This window comes from Aeromonas sp. Y318-1, assembly GCF_027706125.1.
GTDB classification, from domain to species: domain Bacteria; phylum Pseudomonadota; class Gammaproteobacteria; order Enterobacterales; family Aeromonadaceae; genus Aeromonas; species Aeromonas hydrophila.
Map to the genome: position 1 here is coordinate 397,585 of NZ_JAPDCM010000001.1, position 24,783 is coordinate 422,367.

Consider the following 24,783-nt stretch of genomic DNA (forward strand, 5'->3'; position numbering starts at 1 on the left):
TATACTGAATATCAATACGTTATTCGCCATGGAGGTTGCATGTTCACACAGGGTTCCCATGCCGACATCAAGTCGTCTCTCGATGCCATCGGTGCCGCCGTTGCGGTGTTTTCCCTCGACGACGACGATCGCTTTACCCTGGTCTCCGCCAACGATACCTTTGCCCAAGCCTTTGAACTGGACGTGCTCGGCAGCATCGGCAAGCGCCTGAACGAAATGTTTCCCCGCTACATCACCGGCAGCATAGAGCAGCCGATGCACGAGTGCGTGAGCCAGCAGACGGGGCTCGAGAGCGAGCTGCCCATCGACACCCTGTCGCGCACCAGCTGGTGGCGTTTCGTCATCTCCCCCATCATTCCCGAGCAGTCCCGCATCACCCGCATCATGGTTACCGCCATCGACATCACCGCCAAAAAGCAGCTGGAGGAGGCGCTCAAGATGAGCCGCAAGCGCTTCGAGGCGGTGGTCAACTCCGCCTACGACGGCATCATCAGCGTCAGCAGCGAGTCGCGTATCGAACTTATCAACACCGCCGCCTGCGAGATGTTCGGGGTGGACGAGAGCTACCTCGGCAAACGGCTGGAGACCCTGCTGCCTCAGCGCTTTCGGGCCAACCACGACGGCTACTTCAAGGCCTTCAGCAACTCCCCCATCAACTCGCGCCCCATGCATGCCCGCGCCTCCGTGATGGGGCTGCGCCGCGACGGCAGCGAGTTTCCGCTGGAGGTGACCATCGCCAAGATCAACCTGGGTCAGACCACCGAGATGACCGCCATCCTGCGAGATATCTCGGAGCGGGCCCGGCTGGTGGAGGAGCTCAAGGTGGCGGCCACCACGGATCCCCTCACCGGGATCGCCAACCGGCGCCGCTTCGACGAGCTGGTCAAGCTGGAGATGCAGCGCTGCCAGCGCTTTGGTCACACCATGAGCCTGCTGTTGATCGACATCGATCACTTCAAGCAGATCAACGACACCTATGGCCACCAGCAAGGGGATCAGGCCATTCTCAGCCTGGTCAGACGGGTCGCCAAACAGTTGCGGGAGGTGGACATGCTGGGCCGCTGGGGCGGCGAGGAGTTCATCGTGCTGCTGCCGGAAACCTCGCTGGAGCTGGCCTGGGCCAGTGCGGAGCGGATCCGCCTCGCCGTCGAGTCGCAGCCGCATCAGCTCGGCGCAGGCACCGAGGTGCCGCTCACCATCAGCATCGGCATCAGTGCCAGCCTGGGCCCGCAGGATACGGTGGAACGCATGGTGCGCCGGGCCGATACCGCCCTCTATCTGGCCAAGAAACAGGGGCGCAACTGCTCAAGGAAGGCACTGCCAGACGCCCCCTGACAGGCAATACATGCCAGGCCTGAGAAACACGTATCAGGCCTGACGCTTCTGGCTCAATTCAAGGCCGTGACGCCATGTTCGCTGCCCGGCCGGGCAAAGAAACCCAGTGGCCCGCCAGCATCGCCACATGCAAGCGACACCTCCAGCACAGCCCCGTTGGCCAGCTGCCACTCGAAGAAGTCGTCAAATCCCGCCACGGTCAGCGCCCGGATCACCTTGGCCACCACGACGTGCGCCACCAACAACACCCGTTCCTGACGGCCGCTCTGCGCCAGTTCCGCCAGTCCCTGCCCGACCCGGGCAATGACTTCGTCCAGCGATTCGCCGCCAGGTGGCGCCTCGGCCCAGCGCCGGGTGATGTTGCGTGCCCACAGCGCAGGGTAACGCTCCCTCGCCTCTTGCTGGGTCAGCCCCTCGAACACCCCGACATGGCGCTCGCGAAAAGCGGGGGCGAGCGTCACCGGCAGCGCCAGCTCGTCCGCTACCAGGGCCGCGCTTTGCCGTGCCCGCAGCAAGGGGGAGCTCAGCAGCCGCTGAAACGGAGCCTGCGCCAAGGCCAGCGCCCTTGCCTGCGCGCTGATCTGGGCCACCCCGGTGTCGCTCAGACCGATATCCAGCGCCCCCTGATAGCGCCCCTCGGCATTGGCCGGGGTTTGCCCGTGGCGCATCACCACCAGTTGCATTGTCTGTTCCTTTGATTGCGGCCGATGCTCGCGCGGCCTCGCCCCGTTCTCACGGCTTGGGGGCAAACTGCTCGAACACCTGCTGACCGGTCAGAGTCGGTGTCTCGTTTTTCAGCTCGTAGAAATCGGGCTTTTCATCGATGAAGATCTGGCTCGCCAGCTGAAAGGATTCGCTCTGAAACAGGCCGGCCGGCACTATGTATTCATCCGTCGGCAAGAGGTGATAAAAAAGATGGGTACCGCAGGTGGGGCAAAATCCTCGCTCCGCCCATTCCGAGGAACGATAGGCCACCGGAGTGAGCCCGCGAAAGCGCACCTCCTTGCCACAGTGCACCGCAAACAGGGGGCCGCCCGACCAGCGCCGACAGGTGCTGCAGTGGCACAACCCCACCTCCTTATGATCGCCGGCCGAGACCTCAATCCCGCCGCACAGACAATGTCCTTTCATCACGCCTCCTTGCGTCTTGTTGTCGCTTGTCGTCGTTGACGTGACCGCGCCATTGCGGCCACTGCCGGATCAGATGAGTACCATGTTGCGCCCTCGTCGGCCACCGCCCCCAACACAAAACCGGCTGTGGGATGGCTCACAAAGCCGGCAGCCAGCACTCCTGCAATGCAATCCGGTTGCCTTCCGGGTCCTGAATCTCGGCCACCTTGATGCCCTCCCCGACCTGAGTCACCGGGTAGAGCAGCCGGGCCCCGGCCGCCTGGGCCGTCGCCATCACCCGCTCAATCTCGCTGACCGCGAGATAGATCCTCGTGCCGTCGATACTGGGCACATAGCTCTCCCCTTTGGCCAAGGCGCCGGAGCACCCCTCCACCCCTTCTGTCAGCGGGAACAGCGCCATCTCGTTGCCATCAATCTGCATCAACTCGAACTCGATGCCAAACACACGGCGGTAAAACGCAGTGGCACGCGCCATATCCATCACCGGGATTTCAAAATGCATGGCAATATTGAACATGAAGTTTCCTCTGATTTGAACTCATCGGCACAGTGATACCTCATTGCGGGGTGACGGCCAATGCTTTTTAACCGCTGGATATGCCTGCTTAGATAAAGATGAATATTCTGGCGATGGGTGCCTGACGAAAGAAGGAGGTAACGTAATAACGGAACGCTGTCACCAAGACCGGCCATAACTAATACTGTTTAATGGCACACGCCCCAGATTAAAAACAGGACCAGCGCGATATTTCTGGCGGACCATGCTCATCCTTATTCATTGTTTTCGGATATCTTTATCACCGGACACGCTTATACACTGATAAACATCCAGTACCGTATCCCCCATAATTAGACACTGACTTTATTTTCCCAAGCCGGATATCGAAAAGGGGGACAATATGTCCCCCGACTTGGCAGAGAGGTGTTATCCATTGCCGAGTTTATTAATTAAGCCGCTTTACGCTATTTCGCCGGCACCAGCACCCAGGGATCACCCTTGCCCGGTTCATTGCCCTGGGTCCACCACTTGGCCTGATAGATGGCGCCCTTGTAGCTCACCTTGTTGCCCGCCGTATAGACCTTGCTGGCGCTCCAGGCGGCCACATCGCCCACGGGGGGATCGGTCGGATCAACCGGCGCAGGATCCAGCTTGGCCACTACCCGCACCTTGGGCCAGTTGGCGTGGGAGCCGTAGAAGTTGGTCACGCACTTCTCGTAATCCCCCGGCACCAGTGCCGAGTAGGCTGTCTGGAACCCCACCAGCTCACATTCGAACGAGTAGCCGCCGGGCCGATCCGGATAGTATTTCCAGTTGCCGTCCCAGTTGGTGTAGAGCACGTCGGTGGCGCCGTTAAGGTTGAGGCTGCCATAAGGGGTCTGCTGCCAGCAGGTGTTCTTCTCGTCAGCCTTGACGGGGATCTGATAGTGCTCGGCGAGCCCTTCCCAGTAGCGGATGCGGTTGACCGGCTGGCCCTTGTTCTTGTTCTGCTCGCCGCACTCGATGCCGCCATTGATGACGTTGATGGTGGTACCAAAGCCGTAGCCGATGCCGGCGGCGATCTCGCGCTGGGAGGGCACCCAGGTGCGGTCAATCACGTGCAGCATGGCGGGTTTGGGTGCCTGCGGGGTCAGGAAGAACCAGATGGCGGAGGCGAGGTTGAGCCAGGAGTCGGCCACCAGCCCGGGGTTGTTGAGCAGCACGGACGCATCGCCGTCAAACATCGCCTCGGAGAAGGCACCGTAGTTGAAGTGATAGGAGAGCTGCTTGGCGCCGCGGCCGAAATAACCCTGGCCTGTGCTGCAGGGCCACTTCTTGTTCTGCCAGTCGTTCTGGCCGCAGCCGGTGGTGTAGCCGGTCTGCCCCTCCGACCAGCCCATCTCGCGCACGTGCACCAGCGCCTGCTGCCACTCCTCCAGCGCCAGCGGGTTGTCGGAGACATTCTCCTTGGCGATGTGACCGCCGGTTTCCTGGGCGAAATGGGCGAAGGCGGTGATGATGGATTTTTTGCAGATGGCATCGGCATCGCGGCCATCGGTATATTCGCCGCAAAAAGCCGGGAATTTCCCGACCGCCCGCAAGAAGCGCTCATAGGTATATTCCGGTGCCGCCATCTGGGTTAAATAATCCCAATCCGATTCGGTGAATACCCGCTCGACCCGTTTGACGTTATCCGGATTGTTGGCCGCCCTTGGCTTTATGGCATCGACAATGGTATTGGAACGTGTCGCCAACGCCTTTGCCCAAATCCCGTACATGGGATTGGCCGTCTTGGTTTTTTCAACCGCCGCCAGATCCGGGGCGGCAATGACATATCCACCGGCATTTTGCGGGTCGGGTTGAATATTCATGGCATAACTTGGCAATGCGCAGGCAGCCGCAACCAGCCAGGCACAATGTGTAGGCTTGAACATAACAGACAGTCCTTATGTCAGAATAACGTCGGGATAAGAGTCGCCTCGAGAATAATCCTACAGGCCACTAAATTCACGATGAAAATTAAGAATATTACCGGAACTGTGAGCCAATTCACTTTGCCGGTTGGCGAGCATAAAATGCATTGTGCAGCGATGTGATGATGAGCCTTTCGGCTATATGAAAATAAACCGAATAAAAATGAGAAAAGAGCGGTCACGCCACTCTTTCAACGACACAATCGCCTCAACGGGAAGTACCAAAGGGCAAACCGCACAGCACTGCAACAGGCCCCGCCGCGACGAGGCCCGCCGCTTATCCGTGCCGTGCTCGCACCGCGCGGATCAGGATATTGCGGGGGGTCATGGGCTTGTCGCAAAACTCGCCCACCTCCACCTGGTAACCCTGCTCTTGCAGGAAGAGGGCGCGATCCAGCACCAGCCAGAGCTCCAGCGGGCGACGAAACAGGTGACGCACCAGCTCCATGCGGGCGACATCGCCATAGCGCGCCTCCCCCTTTGCCAGAAACCCGGCGTAGTCGAGGCCGGCCGGCAACACCAGCCCCTTTCGCTCGGCAGCCCAGTCACAGAAATCCTCGAAGGTGCCAGTCAGCAGACTCTTTTGCATGTTGGGCACCGGCAGATACTCGTCCACCCCGCGCACCTGGCGCTGCAGGCAATCAAAGGCCAGCCGCCAGGCCACTTCCTGCTCGCGCAGGCGGGCGATGCGGGCGCCGCCGGTGACCGTCTCCTGCAGCGGCAACTTCAGATCGCTCTTGGCAAGCTGCAGCACACTGGCCTTGGCCGGGCCGGAGAGCGGGCGGTAGTGGCTGGTGCGGATCAGGTGATAACAGCAGGGGGAGAGGGTCACCCCCTCGGCACCGCGCGCCGCCACCTGTTCAATCAGATGGGTATGCAGCTCGCCGCAGGCGTGCAGCGCCATGGCGTGATGGGCCGGGGCGATCAGCTGGGCGGTCTCATCGGCGAAAGCATCGGCACAGACAAATGCCATCCGGGCACCGTCGCGAGCGGCCAGCTGGCGCCCCTCTTCGCACAGTGGCGCCTGCAGCTCCAGGCTCAGCACCTCGGCTTGACGGTGCAGGGAGACCAGCCGCCCTAGGTGGCCCTTGCCCGCACACCACTCCAGATAGGGACCGCGGTGCGCGGGCAGACAAGCGGTGAAGGCTTCAATCTGGGCCTGCTTGCGCCCCGGCATGTACATCGCCACGGTCCGCTCGCACGGGATGGGCTCGGCTGTCAGGGTCGGCAGCGCACTCAGGGTATGTAGCGCTGACCCCTGCGGGATCCAGGGGGCCAGCAGCTCGCACAGGGCAGGCATGTCGCCATCGAGCCGCTCAATCTCGGCCAGCGACAGGGCATTGAGGCGCTCAGCCAGTGCAGGCGCTGCCTTGGCAAAGGCCAGGTCCAGGTGGTGGTAGGGTTGGTATTGCCACCAGTGCCGGGCTTCGCTCAGCAGTCGATCCAGTTGTTGAAAACGTTGAGCCAGCACGCGCGCCCCTGTTCTGCCGTCAAAATGGAGGCTCATTCTAGCGATCCCGCGTCAAAAAGCACTCTCATCTATGCTGCGCTATCACAGCTGTTCTGCCATCCTCCTACGCCAACAGGTCCCGATGATGCCCCCACTGGCCGGCTGCGGGCCTGCGACCGGGCTTAGCCTGACAAAGAGCGGGGTTTTGTGGTATATTCCGCCCCTTCATTATCTTGGCCTGCCCATCGCGGGCCATTTTACCAACGTGAATGGAACCAAAACATGACCATCAATGCCATCCTGCAAGCGCGCGCGGGCGCCAAGTGTGAACTGTGCGGTGCCGAACAGGCGCTGACTGCCTTCGCGGTCCCCCACTCTCCGGCCAGCGATGATGATCACAGCGTTGCCCTGTGCGACACCTGCCGTGGCCAGCTGGAGCAGCCGGCAACCACAGTGGTCAACCACTGGCGTTGCCTGGGCGACAGCATGTGGAGCCAGGTACCTGCGGTACAGGTCATGGCGTGGCGCCAGTTGAAGAACCTATCCACTCAAGGCGAGGTCTGGGCCCAGGACATGCTGGACATGATGTACATGGAAGACGAGACCAAGGCCTGGGCCGAAGCGGGCATGGCCAGCGACGATGACGACAGTGTGCCCACCGTCGACTCCAACGGCGCCGTATTGGTCGAAGGTGACTCGGTTACCCTGATCAAGGATCTGGACGTCAAGGGCGCAGGCTTCACCGCCAAGCGCGGCACCCTGGTGAAGGGCATCCGCCTCACCAACAACCCGCTGCACATCGAAGGCAAGGTCAACGGTGTGCAGATCGTGCTGGTCGCCGCCTACCTGAAAAAGGCCTGATCGCCCTCAGCCCTGCCAGCAAGAGCGCCCCGCGGGGCGCTTTTTTTGTGCCTGCCGATTGCCCGCCATCCCCCTCTTCTTGCTGCGGACCGTCGCGACACAAGGCCCTACACCGGCATGCTTTCTGCCGTTATTTTGAGCGAAAAGTTGGTGTCATCAGCAACCCTGTGGCACTCTGGTGTTTCATGGACTGACCTACCCCCGACACCGCAAGTGTCATCACTGCAAAAGGAGCACGCCAGATGGCCAAAGTCAGCAAGAAAGAGATCAAGCAGAAGATTGCCGCCCGCCTTGAGAAAATTGCCAAGCACGAGAGCAAGATCAAGAAGCTGAAGAAAGCCCTGAAATAAGGGCTGGTAGCATAAAAAAACCGCCTGATGGCGGTTTTTTTATGGCGATATCAGTCGCAAGCCACGTTCAATGGCCATGCTTGCCATCCCCTGGCCAGTACCAATACCTCCTGCTCCAGCCACCGACCCTGTCCAATCAGATGCATAAGCGCCTCTGCCAGCGGATTGCCCTGCCCGCCGGGCAGCGTACTAGGTAGCCTTCTCGCCAAGAACCGCCGGCGCGTTACTGGCAAACTTAGGGTAAACGGCGCAAGCTGGTTGTCATGCATGCCGCCCGCTGCCGGGCGGGAGCCGGCCGGCGATACCTTCACAGGGGCTTTTCATGACGCAACCAACAGCACCGCAACCCGCCTCCTCCTGGCATCTTGCGGATATTCGCGAGCTGACCCGACTGTTCATTCAGGCCCTGCCTGCGACGATACAGCTCACCGAAGCCGTCCATCAGGCGGTATTGAGCGGCATGGACTTCAAGGGGCGGGAGGAAGGAAAGATGGCGGGGATCACCGGGCTGGTTTACAAAGGAGTACATGGCGCCGCCAGCGCACTGGGCAGCGGTATCCATGCCCTGCTTGCCCGTCTGCCGCCAGCCCCGCCTTTGCAGCAAATTCCCGACACGCCCAGCCGCGCCGCCCTGCTCGCCGCCCTCAATAGCGTGATGGGGGACAAGCTGGTCGAGAGTCACAATGCCTTGGCCACTCCCATGACCCTGCGTTATCTCGGCAAGCCCCTGAGCTGGCCGACCCTGCCGGCGCAACTGCCCCCTCGCGGGCGGGTGCTGCTGATGGTGCACGGGCTGTGCATGAACGATCTGCAGTGGCAGACCCGGCATCAGGATGCGCCGGTCAATCACGGGGAGATGCTGGCCAAGGCGCTGGGTTACGTCCCCATCTATGTGCGCTACAACTCGGGCCTCTCCATCGTGCAGAACGGTCAAGCACTGGCCCGTCAGCTGGAACAACTGGCGACCCACTGGCCCGGCGGCCTTGGCGAGATCAGCGTGCTGGCCTACAGCATGGGCGGGCTGGTGATCCACAGCGCCTGTCACAGCGCCGACCTGGCCGCCCAGGCCTGGCCGACTCATCTTAAAAACCTGCTGTTTCTCGGCACGCCCCATCATGGCGCACCGCTCGAATCCGCCGGCCACTGGCTGGAGCAACTGCTGCCGGCGACTGCCTACAGCGAGCCGTTCGTCAGGCTGGCACAGCTGCGCAGCGTCGGCATCAAGGATCTGCGCCACGGCAAGGTGATGGACTCCCTCCCAATCCGGAATCCCCCTTCTTCCCCCTTGGCCGATCCTCGTGCCCCCTTGCCCCTGCCCGGCGGAGTCCGCTGTTTTGCGATTGCGGCCACCACGGCGGCCAAACGCAGCGTGCTGGCAGATCGGTTGATTGGTGACGGTCTGGTGCCCCTGCGCAGTGCCCTTGGCCTGCATGACGAGGCACGCCACCAGCTGGCCTTTCTCCCCGCCCATACCATGATTGCCTATCGCACCAGCCACATGGCGCTGCTCGGCAGCCCGCAGGTGGCTCGCCAGCTGCTGCACTGGCTACAGAGCGATCACCAGGAGCAGATCCCATCTGAGGAGCACGACCCGCAATAGGCCAAAGCGGCCGGTTTGCCCCGACATAAAGTAAAAAACCGCCAGCTGGCGGTTTTTTCATTGTCTGGCGCTCACATCAGGCGGGCGCAGCCAAATACCCGGATTGAGCTGCCGGGCTCGGGGGGGATCTCGGTATGCAGGTGCGACGCCATCCCCATATCTTCCCCTTGAAAGAGATCGATGATGCCGCCGTGGGGCCAGTGCAGATCCCGCAGGTAACCGGCAAAGGCCGCGGTGGCGGCTCCGGTAGCGGGATCCTCATACACGCCACCATAGGCAAAGGGGTTGCGGGTATGAAACAGCTGCTCGCGGGCGGCATACGCCAACAAAATGGTCACCAGCCCCTCTTGCTGCATCAGGGTCCGTCCCTCGGCCATCTGGTAGTGCATGGCCGCCAGGGCGGCGCGACTGTTGAGCGCCAGCACCAGATGATCGGCACCGCCATGAATGAGGGCCGGTGGAATGCGGGGATCCAGATCTGCCTGGGTATAACCAAACAGCGCCAGCGCGGCGCTCACCAGTTCGGCAGGGGCTGGCTTGCTGCGAGTGGGAGGCGATTGCAGCGCCGCCTGCCACTCCCCTTCCCCGTCCAGCCAGCTCGAGACCGAGATGGTGGCCTGATTGAGTTGCAACTGATACTCGCCGGCGCCAACCCGGCGTGCCAGCGCCACCCCGAGGGCAATGGTGGCGTGCCCACAAAACGGCACTTCGGCGGCAGGAGAGAAGTAACGAACCCGCCACTGCCGTGGGCCAGCCTGCTCATCCAGCGGCGTTGCGGGCGTGGGCAAGGGCGCGGCGAACGCGGTCTCCGAAAAGCCCACCTCGGCGGCGATGCGCTGCATCTCCTCGACACCGGGCAGCTGCGGCCCCAGCCAGACCCCGGCCGGATTGCCGCCCTTGGCACCGGTGGAGAAGGCGGCAATGCGCACCAACTCGGGTTCCCATTCACGCTCTGTCATCGCTCGCTCCTGACTGTCGCCGACATGATTGGCCTGCACTTGCCGCGGGCCGCTTTCCATAAGATAGCGAGCCCGCCGCGGCCGGTAAATTAAATGGTGCGCGGGTGCCGCTTGGGCGCCGCAGATCCGGGCCACAGCAGCTACGTTTGATGCGTGTCTGTATAAGGTCCTGTTGTGGAGCACCCTATGTATTCTTACACCCTCACCTTCAAGGAGGAGGTCGACAAGCTGACCGCCCCCGAACATGAAATCAGCCTGCACACTCCCGCCCAGGCCGGTGATTTCATCATCCTCTCCGATGGCAGCCGTCATCAGGTGATGTTTGTCACCCACCGCGCCCACTACAGCAGCCTCTACCTCGACAAGGGAGTTCGAGTACCGCAGGGCTAGCGAAACCGTCAGCTGTTGCAAACAACAAAAGCGCGGCCCTTGACCGCGCGTTGAACGTTCGGGCAGATCAAGGGATATCAGAGCACCTTGATCACCGGCTGGTGCATGATGGCAACGTCGTTCTGATAGACCACCAACTCGCCCGGCGGCATGCCCCGCTCACCCAACACGCTCACGGCGCACTCGTAGCGGTAAGGGCCGCTGGTGAATAGATAGGTGTGGTTGCCTCCCGTGCCCTCCACCCTGACGGTGCCATTTTTCAGCACCAGGTCCGGCTTGTCGCTGAGCGCCTTGCCCTTGGCCCAGGAGGCATAGCGATAACGGCCGTCACCCAGCTCGTCGATGCGGATGGTAAATTTCTCGGTCTGCCACATCAGCTCGGGGCGCTGGTACTCCCGCAGACCGGGATAAAGATCGCTTTTCTGTTTGGCGACAAGCTCGGCCTTGCGTTTTGCAGCCTGCGCCGTCTGATGATTGATGCCGATCACCTTGCCATCAAAATCCAGCCACACCTCGCCACTGCCCAGCATGATGCCGCGCCAGCCCATGGCCTGCCAATCCTGCCCGACCCGGGAGCTGGCGATGCTGTTTAAAAGGGCGTCATCAAACACCTCGTCGAAACGGGCCACCATCTCGGACGAATTCTTGATGACCGGGATGGGATACTCCTGCTTGAAGGGGTATTTGAACTGATGGGCAAGAGCCTGTGGATCCCGCGCCTTGGCGGCATCGATCACCCTCTGTACCAGAGGGCGATACTCGGCGCCGAGCTGCGGCTCCTCGGCATGAGCTGGCGCCATGGTCAGCAGCGACACCAGCACAAGCGACGCCCCGCTGCGCGCACTCCTTGACGACCGAGCGACGTTCAAGGAAACCTGCCACTGCATCTTGCTCATGCCACCTCCTCAATCAGCTTGGCCATCATATATTCATCGACATATGCACCATCGACCCTCATCGTATTGCGTTTGACCCCTTCCACCTCGAATCCGCAGGCGCGGTATAGCGCACAAGCCAGGGCATTGTGACACATGACGCTCAACTCCATACGGGTAAAGCCGTGCGTCCTGGCCCACGCCTCCAGCGCAGACATCATCTTTTTGCCAAAGCCCTGTCCAGTTGCAGAGAGTTGAATACCGATAACGCAATACAGTACATGTTTGTTGCGATTTGCCGGTTGACCGATACCGACAATAAAACCAGCAATCTCGTCATGCTCCGACAGTACCAGCATGATTTTGTTGTCTGCACTGACAAACGAGGCCAATATTTGAGCTTGCTCGATCTCAGTCGTGGTGCGCTCACCCGGCTCATAGAGCATAAAAGTTGTTTCATTGTCGAGTCTGTTCATCAAGGCCAGTAGGTTATCTGCATCCGATACCCGGACCTGTCTCACTTCCATGTATTTTCCCCTCCATGGGACTTTGTTTTCCCGTTCAAATACGGCTACTGATCACGCCGGATCCTGCAACCAATATTCATAGAAATCTGTCTCGGCATGCTTGGGGTTTGGCCCCCGATATCGCCACCCACTGCGCCGATAGAAACGCAGCGCCCGCGGGTTGAGACGGCTGACCGACAACACCACTCGCCGGCAGCCTGCCTGCCACAAGGTGCGACCGATATATTGCAGCAGCAGATCGGCCATGCCTTGACCACGCGCCTGTGGCGTCAAATAGATCAGGTATATGTAGCCGGTTTCCGGTTCGGCTGAGACAGTGCAAAACTCCAGCTGCCCCACTATCTCGTCCCCCTGCCAGACATGCAGATAATGCCACTCCTGGTTGGTCAGCCTCGTCGCCATCCGCTCCCGATAGCCCGCCAGAAACTCGTCAAATCCCTCGTCACGATGGAAGCTGCAAACATAGGCGTCCCGGCGGGCTGCCACACAAAACTCATAGTCACGCGCCAGGTTTATTTTTTTGAACTCGAGATTCATCGCCATCCTTGTCACTTTGCGGTGGCCGAACGACAGGTGCTCAAGGCTGTGTCGATATGTCAAAACACGTTATTCAACGCATTGGCAAACAGGCCTATCACATATGGCGTCAGCACGCTGCAAACCAGCTCTCAACCGACAGAAAATAGGTGGTGAACATCCGCCCGGAGAGAAACGTCTGCTCTACCCGGCTTGCCTTGCGGGCCAGTGCCGCATAAGCGGGACGACTATCCAGCAGATGAAAGCGGACTTCGGTATGCCCCATCTCCCGTGCCCAGCACATCATCTCCCTGAAGATGGCGATGCCGGCCCCCCAGTGGGCCTGACCGATGACGATGGCCAGCTCGACGCCATTCTCATCCGGCTGTATCCCGCACCACCCTGCCAGCTGCCCATGGATCAACACGGCTCGAACACGACACCCCGGCAGCTGGTTGATCCGCATTTTGTCGTCCATCCAGCGCCCAACCCCTTGCAGATCGAAACGTGGGTGATCAATCAGGTGTTTTCTGATCGTTGCGTCGCTGAGCAGCGGCAGAAAATCCGGAGCCAGCACATCGTCAAAATGCTTGAATTGCACTGTCATATATCAGCCTCAGCCTTGATTACTCTCGAGAAACAGGATTCATCGCAGGCCTTTTCGACATCACATAGACCATGACCATCCACATCACTGCCCTCGCTGTTTTTTAACCTTCTTCAACGCCATCTTGCGCTTTAGCGGCGAGAGATAATCGATAAACACCTTGCCCTGCAGGTGATCGATCTCATGCTGCATCACGATGGCCAGGAAATCGCTGCTCTTTACCGTGATAGGCACGCCATGGCGATCCAGTGCCGACACCACCACCGAGCCGTAACGCTCAACATCGGCATAATAATCCGGCACGGAGAGACACCCCTCTTGCCCAAACGCCGGTTCGGTGCCGCTTGTCACTTGCGGATTGATCAACACCAGCGGCTGATCCCGTTTTTCCGACAAGTCGATGATGACGATGGCCTCCTTGCGCCCCACTTGTGTGGCCGCCAGACCAATACCATTGTCGGTGGCATAGAGGGTCTCCAGCATGTCATCGATCAGGCCTTGCACGGCCGCCATATCCTCAACCGGCTCGGCCTTGATGCCCAATCGCGGGTCGGGAACCGTTAAAATATCCAGCCTTGCCATGAGGGCTCTCCGTCATTAGTACCTACAACTCTTCTCTCGTCACCGGCCGGGACAAGGAGACGAACGCCGGCTCTTCCGCTACCACCTGATAACCGAGGCGCCGATAAAATTCTATCGCCCTCTGATTGGCGCTAAAGCTCGACAAGGTCACCCGGAGTCTCCCCTCAGATTCCGCTTCGCGATGCAGCCGCGCCATGACGGCCGAACCAAGTTGCCGGCCCTGATGGCGAGGGAAGATGATCAGCAGATGGACGTGCAGCGCATCGTCGTATGCCTTGCAGCAGAGCAGGCCGACTCGCTCGCTCCCTGCCAGGATCCACGAGAACCAGTGCGGCTCATATTCGCTGGTCAACCGCTCACGCTGCATCTCGTCATCCCAGCCAAACACCGCCTCGACATAGGGAAAGATCCCCTCTTTGACGGCCGCAAAACGCTGTTCAAACTCACTTGGCGCTATCCCCGCCAGTTCGATCTCCATCCCGCCTCCTCGGCTCAACCATCTTGGCGGCCTGATGACTACCCTGGTCAGAGCGCCCACCCACCATGGCGGTCATGTCGCTTGGCCCAATGCTGATTTTCATTTGGGTATCTTACCGGACAATCTGGAGATGAAAAGACGGCAGGCATAAACAGGCGGGACAAGAGCAATAAGCCCCCGTTCAACCTCTCGGTAGAGGATACAGAGACGCAGACCAGGGGGGCCATGATGGGATAACAGTGCCTAGGGCAACATAGAAGCATAAGTGTCGGAGCATGAACAGAAATCGGGCCAACCTTGGGCCCGATGGGTTTAAGGGAGGCTCACCTCCTCCATAAAAATCAGCCGCAGCGGCTCTGCCAGCAGCGCCTCCGCCTCGGCGGCAAAGGCCTGGAAATAGTCCGTCTGGCAGTGACTGTCCAGCGCAGCCTGATTGACGAACGCCTCGCGCATGTAAAAGGTGCCCGGCTCCTCCTGCAATTCAAACAGCACGTAATCCAAGTTGCCCGGCTCGCGCCGCGTCGGCGCAATGAGCTTTAGCAGCTCGCGGCGCAGCGCCTCTCTCATACCGGCGCGGGCTTTCAGCACGGCGATGGACACCCGTTTCTGTTCACTCATCTTGGTCTGCTCCATTTTCTTGAGGGTAGGCAAAGGGGTCCCAATCCGGGCGCCACCTTCGCGTCGAGCAGCAGTGTAAGAGGAGCGGCCTGGCGGGATATAGCCGGGCAGGATGGACACTCTGTTCAAGCCACTGAAGGAATCAGCGCCTAGAGCGCCTCTATCTTCACCTTGATAAGCCCGGCGCGAGGATTGCCGATGGCGCTGAAGGCCGCTTTGGAGAGATCGATGATGCGCCCGCGCGGGAAATTACCCCTGTCGTTGACCATGACCACCACGCTCTTGCCGTTGGCGAGGTTGGTGACCCGCACCATGGCGCCGAAGGGCAACTCCATGTGGGCGGCGGTGTTGGCGTGGCGCTGATAAGGCTCGCCACTGGCGGTGCGCTTGTTGTGGTAGCGATCAGCGTAGTAGGAGGCAAGCCCCGTCTCGCTATAGCCGCGCCAGCTGCCGCCGTGGCTCTCGTCATAGCGGCTGCTGCAGGCGGCCAGCAGCACGGTGAGCGACAGCAGCAGCCCCTTTCGCAAAAATTGCCCCTTTTCAACCATGTGCCTTGTCCTTGCTCCCCTGCGGGGTTGTCGATGCCAATGAAGCGGTAGCGGGCGTGAGCGAACCGGCGTGGTGCCGGCCAGCCATGGCCGCGCCGCTACTTTGCCACAGTTTCCAAACAAAACGGGAGGCCAAGCCTCCCGTTTTCATACCTCGTCCGTCAGCCTCTGTCAGGCGATGAGCTTGTCGTCGGCGAAGCCGAAGCCGCGCAGACCCACCACATGCACATGCTCGTGCTTGCCCTGCACCTTGCGGATGAGCTTGTAGGTGGTGCCCTTCTCGGGGCTGATGTTCTCCGGCGCGGCGATAAGCAGCTGCATATCCTGCCGCTCGCACAGCTCGAACAGGGTGGCGATGGATTTGCCATCCAGACGGGCCGCTTCGTCGAGGAACAGCAGGCGGCAGGGGGCGATGTCCTTGCCACGCAGACGGCGGGACTCTTCCTCCCAGCTGATCAGCACCATCAGCAGGATGGCCTGACCGGTACCGATCGCCTCGCCGGTAGAGAGCGCGCCGCTCTCGGCCCGCAGCCAGCCATCGGCCCCGCGCTGCACCTCGATCTCCAGCTCCAGATAGTTGCGATAGTCGAGCAGCACATCGCCCATCACCTGATAGCTGCGATCCCCCTGCTCCACTTGCGGGTTGAGGCGCTGGAACAGCTTGGCCATCGCCTCGGAGAAGCTGAGCTCCTTGTCGGCGAACAGATCGTTGTGCATGGCGGTCTGGTCGGCCAGCGCTGTCAGCAGACGGGTATGGGCCTCGCGGATATTGACGTTGAGGCGCACCCCGCGCACCAGACCGAAGGCGATGTTCTGCAAGCCCTGGTTGAGCACCCGGATACGGTTCTGCTCGCGGCGGATGATGTTGGTGATCTTGGCCGCGACCTCGTGGGAGGAGAGCGACAGATGGGTTTCCCGCTGCTTCAGCTCGTCAGCGAGACGGGCCAGCTCGATCTCCATCTCCTCGATGGCCTCCACCGGATCATCGGAACGGATGATGTCGTTGCGGATGCGATCTTTCAGGTAGCGGTAAACCTGCACGTAGAAGGCGACCTTCTGCTCGGTGCTGCGGTTGCCCTCCGACAGTCGCAGCGCATCGCGCAGGGCCTCGTCGTGGGCCACCGCCACCCGCAGGGCGCCGAGGGCCTTGTCCGACATGGAGCGCAGCTCATCGCTGTCAAGGTAGGCCAGCTCGCGCTTATTTAAACGCTTCTCGACGTCGGTCTCCCGCGCCAGCCGCACCACCCGCGACCAGCTCGCCTTGTGGCCCACCAGAGATTTACGGGCGCCGTAGTAATCCTTGCCTTCCAGCTTGAGACGACCGCCAAGGGATTCGATCTCGCGCTTGGTGACCTGCAGCTGAGCCTCGGCGCTGGTGCGACGGGAACGGGTGCGGATCAGCAGCTCTTCGATCTCTTTCTTGTGGGCGCGCGCCTTCTCTTCCATATCGTCAGAGAGGGTCAGGCCCATGGCCGCCAGCTCCTGCTCGAACTCGGTCAGGGTCTGGCGCTTGGCCTCGACGCTGGAGTTGAGGGCGGTGCGCAGCTGCAACGCCTCGGTGTGGCGCTGGGCAATCTGTTTGTGCTGCTCGCCAGCGGTGCGGGCAGCCAGCTCGGCGGCTTTGAGCTTCTCTTTGAGTCGCTCGCTCATCTCGGAGGCTTTGCCAAGCAGGTCTTGTGCATCCTGATAGGCAAAGTGCGGCAGACGGGCCACCAGCTGATCGAGGGCGTAACAACGGCGTTTCTGCTCGGCCAGCAGATCGCTCACCTCATCGTAAGCTGCCTGCAGTGCCGCAAGATCCTGCGGATCCTGACGCAGCACCTGCACCATGGTTTCCAGTTTATCCAGCGACTTGCCGTGCTTGGCGATAAAGGCTTCGGCCTGTTTCAGCGCTTCCACATCGGCGTGAGCCGCCTCGAGGCGGGCCGCCAAATCGGCTTCGGCAAACAGGTGGGCAAAGGGCAGCATCCCCTGCACCAGCTGGATATGGCGGGTCAACTGGGCGGCCGCAGCTTTGGCTTCAGCCAGCTGCTTGTCGCACTCACCGATGGCCCCTTGCAGCGCGCGCAGTTCGGCCTGCTTGGCCTGCACTTCGGCTTCGGGGTCGGGGCGGAAGGCGATATCCAGATGCTGGCCGATAAAGTCGCGGAAGTGACCGTAGAGACGGTGGTACTTCTGTTGCTCGAAGGCGGCCTTGGCGTAACCCTCGATCAGCCCTTCGCGCTCAAGGTCGAGCTGCTCGATCCGTTTTTCCCGGGCGGCGCGACCAAACAGCGGCAGCTCGGGGTAGCGGGAGAAGCGCACCTGACGCTTGCTGGAGCGCACCAGCACGGCGTCCCCCAGCTCGTCGGCTTCCACCAGATCCTCGTCAAAGGAGTCGGGGTTGCCCTGAATGAGGTAGATATCTTCCGGGCAATCTTCCAGCTTTTTCAGCCGCTCGATGGCGCCCTCAAGGTCGAGCACCACCAAAGCGCTGCGAGCCGGGCCGTAGAGCGCCGAGTAGTAAGGGGCATCGTCGATGGAGATGTCGTCATAGACATCGGAGAGCAGCACGCCCCCCACCTGCTCGGCAATGCGGGCAAGACGCGGATCCGCCTCGCCAGCCCCCAGCTGCAGGTTGCGAATTTGCAGCTCCAGCGCCTGTTTCTGCGCCGCGATGCGGTTGCTCTCCTGTTCGAACTCGCGCTCCTTGTCGAGCACTGTCTGCATACCGGCCGAAAGCTCTTCGGCAGTGGCGAGTGGCAAACCGCTCTGCTCGCGCAGCTGCTCGAGCTTCTCGAACGATTTCAGCCAGCGCGGCGCCAGCTTGGTCAGCTCCGCAATATCACGGCCCAGCTGGGTGCCCTGATGCTCGAGGCTGGCGCGGCGCTGGTTCACCTCTGCCTGCAGCTCGGAGAGCTCCTCCTGACGGGTGCGCTGGGCTTCGAGGAAGATCTCCAGCTCATCGCTGCTGGCAATCAGCTGGCCAGAGGCCTGCTGCAGCTCGTCACGCAGCTTGAAGAGACTCTTCTGGCTTTCGCTCTCTTTCTCGAGGCGAGCCAGCGCGGCGCGCAGCCCCTGCCCCTGGGCAATACGGGCCTTGTCTTCGATGTGACGCTTGAGCAGCGCCTGCGCGGTGGGCCAGGCAGCCTCACGTACTGTCTCGGGGGCGATGCTCAAAAGCAGCGCCAGCGCCGCTTCGTGCTCGGCCACTGCCGCCTTGGCCAGCGCCAATTGCTGTTCTGCCCCCAGCACCCGGCTGGTGAGGCTCTGCTCGGCTGCGCGGAACTGGTGCAGGGTGTCGCTCGCCTGTTCGGCAGTCAGCCCCGGCAGCTCGCACTGCTCGCGGGCAGCATCGAGAGCCTGCACCGCCTGACGGTACTGGATAGCGCGGGTCTGCTGAATATCGAGCGCCTGCTGGTAGTCGGCCAGCTGGGTCTTGAGGCTGTCGACTTCTGCCTGTGCCAGCTCCTTGCGCTCTTCCACTTCCAGCAGCTGGCCGTGGATCTCCTCCACCACCGCTTGCTGCTGCTCGAGTTTGTCAGAGAGATCCGCCAGATCGGCGCGGTACATCTCGATCTTCTTCTGCAAGGAAACCGCTGCCATCACCTTGGCCAGATGCTCTGAGGCAGACTCCAGCTCGTCGGTCAGCAATTTTTCGCGGTTGGTGAGCTGCTCCACTTCATCGGCCAGATAGATGGCGCGCTGCTTCTCTTCGGCCAGAATACGGCGCTTGTCGGCCAGCTCCTGGCGCGCCTTGAGGGCCAGCTCGGAGAGGCGGCTCTTCTCGGCGGCGTTGCGCACATAGTCCGCCGCCACATAGTGGGTGGTCTCGGTGATCAGGTTCTTGAACAGATCCCGCTGACCCTGGGTTTCCTTGATCGCTTCCAGCGTGCGGCGGTTTTCATAGATGGCCGCCTCCATGTCTGCAAACGCCTTGCGCACCCCGGAGTTCTCCGGCAGCAGGTATTCGCGCAGGGAACGGCTGATGGACGAGGAGATGCCGCCGTAGAGGGAGGCTTCGATCAGGCGATAGAACTTGCCGCGATCTTTTTGATCACGCAGCTTCTTCGGGGTGATGCCGAACTCGAACATGAAGTTGTGATAGTCGGTCACCGTATTGAATTTGGCGACTTTCAGCGCCCCCAGCTCGGCGGCCGCCCCTTTCAGATCGGTAAAGGCGCGTACCCGCCCCTTGCCGCCATCAAGCTTCTCCAGCAGCAGATCGGTCGGCGCCAGAGTCTCCGGCACATCCACCAGCGCGAACGGGGTGATGTTGACCTTGTTGTCACGGTTGGCCACCTGCTCGAGGTGCACGCCGACCCAGATCCGCTGTTCGCGGCTGTTCATCACTTCCAGCAGGGAATAGCAGTGGCCGCGCTGCAGCTTGCCGTAGAGCCCCTTGTCACGGGAGGCGCTGCTCGATCCCGCTTCCGTGGTATTGCGGAAGTGAAGCAGTGACTGGTCGGGGATGAGCGCCGCGATAAAGGCCGCCATGGTGGTGGACTTGCCCGCGCCATTGCCGCCGGAAAGGGTAGTGACCAGCTGGTCGAGATCGAAGGTCCGGGCAAAGAAGCCGTTCCAGTTGACCATGGTCAGGGATTTGAACTTGCCTCGCACCGGTTATACCTCCAGATCCAGTTGTTCTTCATCGAGATCCGCCTCGATGTCATCAAAGAGCGAGTCGCTGCTCGGCATTTCGTCGTCGTGGAAGATGGCTTCACCCTCCTGGATCATCCGCAGCTGAACGGCACGCGGATCTTCATCGGAGCGCACGTCGGCGGCGAAACGGAATACCGATTCGTTGACCCGGAATTTATCCCCGTTGCCAAGGGCGGTGATCATGCCAAGGCGGCGCAGGCGGCGCATGGAGGTACGGATCTTTTCGAGCAGCTTCTTCTTGTCGAGATCGGTACCGCCGGAGCGGCTGTTGACCATCCGCAGCAGCTGCTTCTCGTCGGCGAGGCTCAGCACCTCTTCCTGCAGCTCAGCCATGGCGAATACCCCTTCCGAGGCCAGACGATCCGGGCTCAGGTAGAGGTAGCAGAGCACCTTGCCCACCAGCATATCGAGCTCGGAAAGCACAGTGGTGCCGATGTCGGAGCTCGGGCGCGGGCGCAGGTAGAAGAAGCCTTCCGGCGCCTTGATCAGCTCCACCTGATAGCGGCCGTAGAAGATCTCCAGCTCGCTGTGATATTCGACCAGCGCCGAATGCTGCTCGAACTCGTCGGCACTGATGTGGCGACCGGAGCGCAAGGCGGTGTCGATGCGCGGAAACAAGGGGTTGGCAATCGCCTCTGCGAGGCGCAGCGGCAAGGGAAACTCAGAATTGATCAATGACATAGGCCTGAACCTTGGATCCAGCTTGGTTAATGGGTTTCCATGCGGGTTGGCGATGCTGTTCGCGCTCGCCGCTGGCATGGCCCAGGCGCACGGCCTGGTCGATCAGAAGACGCGCCACATCGAAGTGGGCATGGGCCGGGTAATCCAGCAGGTATTCCCGCAGCACATCGGCCAAGTCCAGCTGCTGGCCCTGCTCGGGGTAGCGGGCCAGATAGCGCTCGATCCGCTCTGCCAGCTCCTGGTTGATATCCACCATCTCGACGTACTCCATCTCGAGGGGCACCTCACCGGTCACCTCCTCGTCGTGGATGGCGATGGTTTCGTCGCGCAGCTCCAGCAGGCGGGGCTCTTCGGCCACCCGCAGCTGCCAGTTGTGTTGCTCGAAATTGCGGATGGACTCGCGCAGCCGCTGGCTGAAGGCGCGGTTCTTGTCCATGTCGATGGCGTTGCGGATAAATTTGTGGACGTGCCTGTCGTAGCGGGACCAGAGCTCGATGCACTGCTGACCCCAGCTGGTGATGACGTCAAGGCGCCCTTGCAAGGCGTGAGTCAGCTCCTCGACGTGGAACAGATCGTCGCGCCCCTGCGCTGCTTCCTGAATATTGAGCAGCCCTGCCTGCAGGCGGTGGCCGGCAGCGTCCAAAGTATCTTGCAGCTCGCGCAGGGTCTGGCCGGTCTCGTGCAGCAGCTTTTCGCAGCTGTGAATGGCATCGACCCAGTTCTGGGTCAGCAGGGCCGCGATCTCGCTTTTGACCTGATTCTGCTGCTCATCCATGGCACGCTGGGTGAGATCGATGCGCCCCAGGGTCTCTTCCAGCGAGAAGGTGAGGCGCGGCAGCACCTCGGCATCCCACTGCTCGCGGGTGTTGGTCTCGAGCGCCGCCTTGCGGGCGGTGTCGAGCTCGGAAGCCAGGTGCTCGAGTAGAATGGAAAGCTTGATGGAGTCAACCTGACGCTGATCCATAAAGAAGTCGACGATGCTCACACCCAGGCGCGACAGGCGGTAGAGGCTCTCCCCCGCCACCATGTCGGTGTTGAAACGCGACAGCAGCTGCTGGCGAATGAGATCGTTGATGGCGTTGTTGGCACGACCGGTGAGGGTCTCGTCCATCTGGCCGAAAGCGCTGCTGACATAGCCAAAGGCATCGTGCAGCGCAGCTTCCGACAGGTCCGACTCATCTTCGGACAGGGTCTTGATTGCAATCAGAAAGGCCAGCCGGTCGGTTGGCAGGCTCAGCGCCAACCCCTCCTGCCTGACCCATCCCACCATCTCTGGCAGGGTACGGGATGTACTCATCATGATGTTGTCATCTCGTTGTTGTATTGGGCGCAAAATCGTGCGCGCGGCTACATCCGGTAGCATCGAAAACATGGTTCACATCGACGTGAACAACGAGCAATCAGCTGGCCGGCTTCTGGGCCATCACATGGATATAGCGACCGAGGGAGACAAAAGGCTCCTGACGGCAATATTGCTGCTCCATGGCCAGCAGATCGTCGAACTTCTCCACCTGATCCTGCTTGTGGCGCATATAGTCGTGGATCACCCGCACCCCGGTCTTGCCGATGATGCGCAGCCCCCCGCGACCAATCCAGTCATAGACTTGCTCGGGCAGCTGGGGATTGGTGGGCGTGAGCGCAGTCTGGCGCTTCTTGCGAAGGCCAAGGCGCACATAGTCAAAATTGCCCACCACCAGGCTCTGGAACAGCAGGCCATGACGGTTGTAGAAAAGCAGCGACAGTATGCCCCCGGCATTGACGAAAGGGAACAGACCCAGCAAGGTCTGGCGCGGCTCGGCGAGCCACTCCAGCACCGCATGGCAGAGCACCAGATCAAAGGTACCGGTCACGTGTGCTTTAAGATCCTGAATGGGGCAATGGATGAGACGAATTTTGTCTTCCAGCCCCTTCTCGGCGATCTGGCTGCGGGCCAGTTCCAGCATTTCTGCAGACAGATCGCACAGCTCCACCTGATGACCCATGGCCGCGAGCTTCTGGGCGAAATAGCCAAAACCGCCCCCCGCATCGAGGATGCGAAGCGGTCGGTTGCCAAGGCGGGCCAGGCAGGCTTCGATGTCGCTCCAGACAATGGTGGTGCGGATGCGCCCCTTGGTGGAGTCATAAATGTTGCGGGCGAACTTGTCGGCGCGCCCGTCAAAACTCTGATCTTGCTTCAAGACGAACTCAACTCTGTGGCCACGGGAAACGGGCCTGACGAAAAAGAGGGTATTCTGTCACATCCCGAATTTGCTGAAAACTCAAGGCGCAGCTCCCTCCCCCAGGTGATGGAAAAAACATCGTTTGGCGCCCACTTTGCCCTCGTTTCGCGCTTTTCGAGGTTGTGCGGGCAGGCACTGCACAACCTGTGTGCCTTGATGGCGCCATGCAGCCTTGGGAAGAGGCGCCTATACAAGGGCACCAAAATCCTTAATAATTTTTTAATTCATTGTTATATAAGGAATAACAAGTGGACGCCCTGTTTGACCTCAAAAAGTGGCTGGGCCAGCTGCTGATGCCGCTCCCCTTCTCCCTCAGCCTGCTGCTGCTGGCGCTTTTGCTGCTCTGGTTCACCCGTTTCCAAAAGACCGGCAAGCTGCTGGCGACCCTCTCGCTGCTGCTGGTCACCCTGATAGGGATGCGCCCGGTAAGCTACGAGCTGGCCCGCGGCCTGGAGCAGACCTTCCCGCCCTTCGAAGTGAGCCAACATCCGGACATCGAGGCCATCGTGGTGCTCGGCAACGGCCATGTCAGCGACCCGGCGGTGCCCGAGCGGTCCTGGCAGAACAATATTGCGCTGGCCCGCACCCTGGAGGGGGTACGGCTGGCCCAGGCTTATCCGCAGGCGGAGCTGATTTTTTCAGGCTATGTATCGGGAGATCCCCTGTCGAACGCCGAGGTCAACGCCCGCATGGCGGTGAGCCTCGGCATTCCCCGCTCGCGGATGACGTTGTTTGAAAACAACAAAGACACCCACGACGAGGCGGTCAGCATCAGCCGTCATCTCAAGGGCAAGCAGGTGGCGCTGGTGAGCTCGGCAACCCATTTGCCACGAGCCATGGCGCTCTATCAGGGTCAGGGACTGAACGCCGTGCCCGCCCCCACCGACTACACCGCCAAGCAGAGTCAGGTGGCCCAGCCCCTCTACAGCTACCTGCCAAAAGGGCGCTATCTGATGTACTCCGAGGCTGCCATTCACGAATGGATTGGGGTATGGTGGGCCCGTTTGCGAGGGCAGGTTAACGATTGAGCAATCGAGCCTTTCATTCCTGATTTGGATCAGGAAAGCGAAAAAAAATTACGTCATTTGCCGCCGGGTCAGCTATCTTGGGCTCGGTTCAATTCATATAATGTCGCGCAATCAAATGCCTAGGAGATATACAAGATGAGACAGCACCTGGTAATGGGTAACTGGAAACTGAACGGCACCAAAGCTTCCGTCGAAGCTCTGATCAAAGGACTGACCCCGGCTGCTGCCGCTCATCCTTCTGTGCAAGTCGCCGTCTGCCCGCCGGTTATCTTTTTGGGTCTGGTTGAGCAACTGACCGCCGGCAGCAAGATTGCCTACGGTGCCCAGAACGCCGACGTTCACGAGTCCGGCGCCTTCACCGGCGAGAACGCTCCGTCCATGCTCAAAGCCTTCGGTTGCACCTACTCCCTGGTCGGCCACAGCGAGCGTCGTACCCTGCACGCAGAGACCGACGACGTGGTTGCTGCCAAGTACGAAGCCATCCAGAAAGGCGGCCTGATCCCCGTGCTGTGCATCGGTGAGACTCTGGCTCAGTTCGAAGCCGGCACCACCAACTCCGTGGTCGAAACCCAGCTCAAAGCCGTGATCGACCGTTGCGGTATCGCCTCCTTCAACAACGCCGTCGTGGCTTACGAGCCGGTATGGGCCATCGGTACCGGCAAGACTGCCACCCCGGAAATCGCTCAGGCCGTTCACGCTCACATCCGTCAGTACCTGGCCGGCTTCGACGCCGCCGTGGCCGCCAAGGTACAGATCCTGTACGGTGGTTCCGTCACCGGTGCTACCGCTGCCGACCTGTTCGGTCAGCCGGACATCGACGGCGGCCTGGTGGGTGGTGCATCCCTGAAAGTGGACGACTTCTCCCAGATCATCGCTGGCGCGGCCAAGTAATCGGCTGCCATGGAGGGGGCGCTTGCCCCCTCCTGCATATCGCTT

24 protein-coding genes are annotated in these 24,783 nt (G+C 60.9%); 6 read left to right on the forward strand and 18 right to left on the reverse strand.

What is annotated here, in order from left to right:
* Positions 1 to 39: 39 nt before the first annotated feature.
* Complete coding sequence (locus OKB87_RS01745) at positions 40 to 1,335, forward strand: sensor domain-containing diguanylate cyclase (RefSeq protein WP_270826241.1); 1,296 nt, start codon at positions 40 to 42, stop codon at positions 1,333 to 1,335.
* 53 nt (positions 1,336 to 1,388) lie between these two features.
* On the opposite strand, the gene OKB87_RS01750 is transcribed toward OKB87_RS01745, so the two are convergent.
* The 5 genes from OKB87_RS01750 to OKB87_RS01770 all read right to left on the reverse strand — a co-directional run bounded on the left by OKB87_RS01750 (position 1,389) and on the right by OKB87_RS01770 (position 6,424).
* A complete protein-coding gene (locus OKB87_RS01750) occupies positions 1,389 to 2,018 on the reverse strand; it encodes a histidine phosphatase family protein (RefSeq protein ID WP_270826242.1) in 630 nt (209 codons plus the stop codon).
* Between the two features lie 49 nt (positions 2,019 to 2,067).
* On the reverse strand, positions 2,068 to 2,466 hold the full coding sequence (locus tag OKB87_RS01755; protein ID WP_043163700.1) for a GFA family protein: 399 nt from the start codon (positions 2,464 to 2,466) through the stop codon (positions 2,068 to 2,070).
* 136 nt (positions 2,467 to 2,602) lie between these two features.
* Positions 2,603 to 2,983 (reverse strand): VOC family protein, encoded by a 381-nt coding sequence (locus tag OKB87_RS01760; RefSeq protein WP_270826243.1) that lies wholly within the window; start codon positions 2,981 to 2,983, stop codon positions 2,603 to 2,605.
* A 446-nt stretch (positions 2,984 to 3,429) separates the two neighbouring features.
* Positions 3,430 to 4,878: a chitinase gene (locus OKB87_RS01765; RefSeq protein WP_106552645.1), complete on the reverse strand. Its 1,449-nt coding sequence runs from the start codon at positions 4,876 to 4,878 to the stop codon at positions 3,430 to 3,432.
* A 316-nt stretch (positions 4,879 to 5,194) separates the two neighbouring features.
* Positions 5,195 to 6,424: a methyltransferase gene (locus OKB87_RS01770; protein ID WP_270826245.1), complete on the reverse strand. Its 1,230-nt coding sequence runs from the start codon at positions 6,422 to 6,424 to the stop codon at positions 5,195 to 5,197.
* A gap of 225 nt (positions 6,425 to 6,649) precedes the next feature.
* Here OKB87_RS01770 and OKB87_RS01775 point away from each other — a divergent pair, with 225 nt between their 5' ends.
* On the forward strand, positions 6,650 to 7,228 hold the full coding sequence (locus OKB87_RS01775) for a PhnA domain-containing protein (protein WP_043122718.1): 579 nt from the start codon (positions 6,650 to 6,652) through the stop codon (positions 7,226 to 7,228).
* Positions 7,229 to 7,900: 672 nt separating this feature from the next.
* Entirely contained in the window at positions 7,901 to 9,178 is a 1,278-nt protein-coding gene (locus OKB87_RS01780; protein ID WP_270826246.1) for an esterase/lipase family protein, read from the forward strand.
* A 71-nt stretch (positions 9,179 to 9,249) separates the two neighbouring features.
* Here the strand turns inward: OKB87_RS01780 and OKB87_RS01785 are convergent, their stop codons facing one another.
* Positions 9,250 to 10,137 (reverse strand): PhzF family phenazine biosynthesis protein, encoded by an 888-nt coding sequence (locus tag OKB87_RS01785; protein ID WP_270826247.1) that lies wholly within the window; start codon positions 10,135 to 10,137, stop codon positions 9,250 to 9,252.
* Between the two features lie 186 nt (positions 10,138 to 10,323).
* Here OKB87_RS01785 and OKB87_RS01790 point away from each other — a divergent pair, with 186 nt between their 5' ends.
* Positions 10,324 to 10,527, forward strand: a complete 204-nt coding sequence (locus OKB87_RS01790; RefSeq protein ID WP_024946319.1) for a hypothetical protein — start codon at positions 10,324 to 10,326, stop codon at positions 10,525 to 10,527.
* A 77-nt stretch (positions 10,528 to 10,604) separates the two neighbouring features.
* On the opposite strand, the gene OKB87_RS01795 is transcribed toward OKB87_RS01790, so the two are convergent.
* From OKB87_RS01795 to cmoM, 12 genes are all read right to left on the reverse strand, one after another.
* On the reverse strand, positions 10,605 to 11,423 hold the full coding sequence (locus tag OKB87_RS01795) for a hypothetical protein (RefSeq protein ID WP_429076788.1): 819 nt from the start codon (positions 11,421 to 11,423) through the stop codon (positions 10,605 to 10,607).
* Positions 11,420 to 11,929, reverse strand: coding sequence for a GNAT family N-acetyltransferase (locus OKB87_RS01800; RefSeq protein ID WP_270826248.1), 510 nt, complete (start codon positions 11,927 to 11,929; stop codon positions 11,420 to 11,422). Before OKB87_RS01800 ends, OKB87_RS01795 begins: the two co-directional genes overlap by 4 nt.
* A 51-nt stretch (positions 11,930 to 11,980) precedes the next feature.
* On the reverse strand, positions 11,981 to 12,466 hold the full coding sequence (locus OKB87_RS01805; protein ID WP_270826249.1) for a GNAT family N-acetyltransferase: 486 nt from the start codon (positions 12,464 to 12,466) through the stop codon (positions 11,981 to 11,983).
* A gap of 109 nt (positions 12,467 to 12,575) precedes the next feature.
* Positions 12,576 to 13,052 carry a GNAT family N-acetyltransferase gene (locus OKB87_RS01810; protein ID WP_270826250.1) on the reverse strand — a complete coding sequence of 159 codons (477 nt, stop codon included), beginning with the start codon at positions 13,050 to 13,052 and terminating at the stop codon, positions 12,576 to 12,578.
* An 84-nt stretch (positions 13,053 to 13,136) separates the two neighbouring features.
* Complete coding sequence (gene def / locus OKB87_RS01815) at positions 13,137 to 13,634, reverse strand: peptide deformylase (protein WP_270826252.1); 498 nt, start codon at positions 13,632 to 13,634, stop codon at positions 13,137 to 13,139.
* Positions 13,635 to 13,656: 22 nt separating this feature from the next.
* The gene (locus tag OKB87_RS01820; protein WP_270826253.1) at positions 13,657 to 14,112 is read right to left on the reverse strand and encodes a GNAT family N-acetyltransferase; all 456 of its coding nucleotides are present in this window, start codon (positions 14,110 to 14,112) and stop codon (positions 13,657 to 13,659) included.
* 312 nt (positions 14,113 to 14,424) lie between these two features.
* Positions 14,425 to 14,745, reverse strand: a complete 321-nt coding sequence (locus OKB87_RS01825; RefSeq protein WP_270826367.1) for a putative quinol monooxygenase — start codon at positions 14,743 to 14,745, stop codon at positions 14,425 to 14,427.
* A 134-nt stretch (positions 14,746 to 14,879) separates the two neighbouring features.
* Positions 14,880 to 15,278, reverse strand: coding sequence for a septal ring lytic transglycosylase RlpA family protein (locus OKB87_RS01830; protein WP_270826254.1), 399 nt, complete (start codon positions 15,276 to 15,278; stop codon positions 14,880 to 14,882).
* Positions 15,279 to 15,449: 171 nt separating this feature from the next.
* Entirely contained in the window at positions 15,450 to 19,877 is a 4,428-nt protein-coding gene (gene mukB / locus OKB87_RS01835) for a chromosome partition protein MukB (protein WP_270826255.1), read from the reverse strand.
* A gap of 3 nt (positions 19,878 to 19,880) precedes the next feature.
* On the reverse strand, positions 19,881 to 20,600 hold the full coding sequence (gene mukE, locus OKB87_RS01840; RefSeq protein WP_005336835.1) for a chromosome partition protein MukE: 720 nt from the start codon (positions 20,598 to 20,600) through the stop codon (positions 19,881 to 19,883).
* Positions 20,581 to 21,900, reverse strand: coding sequence for a chromosome partition protein MukF (gene mukF / locus OKB87_RS01845; protein WP_270826256.1), 1,320 nt, complete (start codon positions 21,898 to 21,900; stop codon positions 20,581 to 20,583). The genes mukE and mukF overlap by 20 nt, the downstream gene beginning before the upstream one ends.
* A gap of 100 nt (positions 21,901 to 22,000) precedes the next feature.
* Positions 22,001 to 22,777 carry a tRNA uridine 5-oxyacetic acid(34) methyltransferase CmoM gene (gene cmoM, locus OKB87_RS01850; RefSeq protein WP_270826257.1) on the reverse strand — a complete coding sequence of 259 codons (777 nt, stop codon included), beginning with the start codon at positions 22,775 to 22,777 and terminating at the stop codon, positions 22,001 to 22,003.
* A gap of 299 nt (positions 22,778 to 23,076) precedes the next feature.
* On the opposite strand from cmoM, the gene elyC reads away from it, so the two are divergent.
* The gene (gene elyC, locus OKB87_RS01855) at positions 23,077 to 23,847 is read left to right on the forward strand and encodes an envelope biogenesis factor ElyC (RefSeq protein ID WP_270826368.1); all 771 of its coding nucleotides are present in this window, start codon (positions 23,077 to 23,079) and stop codon (positions 23,845 to 23,847) included.
* A 135-nt stretch (positions 23,848 to 23,982) separates the two neighbouring features.
* Entirely contained in the window at positions 23,983 to 24,738 is a 756-nt protein-coding gene (tpiA, locus tag OKB87_RS01860; protein ID WP_016350610.1) for a triose-phosphate isomerase, read from the forward strand.
* The last annotated feature ends 45 nt before the right edge of the window (positions 24,739 to 24,783 follow it).